At 65.1% G+C, this 616-nt stretch carries 1 protein-coding gene; it reads left to right on the top strand.

The window, feature by feature from the left end:
• Positions 1 to 27: 27 nt before the first annotated feature.
• Positions 28 to 616: sugar phosphate nucleotidyltransferase (locus Q7C21_RS22430; protein WP_375151147.1), on the top strand; the 589-nt coding region annotated here is incomplete at its 3' end.

The following is a 616-nucleotide window of genomic DNA, read 5'->3' as shown; positions in this document are numbered from 1 at the left end:
GTCATCATGATCCACGAGGCCTTCTAAATGAGCCCGCTCATTCCCTGCATCATTGCTGGCGGCGCCGGCACCCGCCTGTGGCCGGTGTCCCGTGAGGCGATGCCCAAACCCTTCATGCGCCTGCCAGACGGCGAGAGCCTGCTGCAGAAGACCTTCGTGCGCGCCACGGCCCTGAAAGACGTCGGCCGGTTGCTGACGGTGACCAACCGTGAAGTGCTCTTTCGCACCCTGGATGACTACCGCCCGCTGAACAAGACTCAGCTTGAACTGGATTTCATCCTCGACCCCTTCGGCCGTAATACCGCGCCGGCCATTGCCGCCGCAGCGCTGCACGTCAACCAGCACTACGGCGCTGACGCACAACTGCTGGTGCTGCCCGCCGACCACGTCCTGGACGACCAGAAAGCCCTGCAACGGGCCCTGGCCCTGGCCACCGTGGCCGCCGAGCGGGGCGAAATGGTGCTGTTCGGCGTGCCGGCGACCAAACCGGAAACCGGCTACGGCTACATCAAGTCCAGCAACGATGCGCTGCTGCCGGAAGGCATCAGCCGGGTCGCGCAGTTCGTCGAGAAACCCGACGAAAAACGCGCCACCGAGTTCGTCCAGGCCGGCGGCT

Origin of the sequence: Pantoea sp. ANP04 (assembly GCF_041982285.1) — a bacterium.
GTDB lineage: Bacteria > Pseudomonadota > Gammaproteobacteria > Enterobacterales > Enterobacteriaceae > Pantoea > Pantoea eucalypti.
The sequence above is the reverse complement of the archived record's forward strand: the minus strand, read 5'-3'. Positions and strand labels throughout refer to the sequence as shown.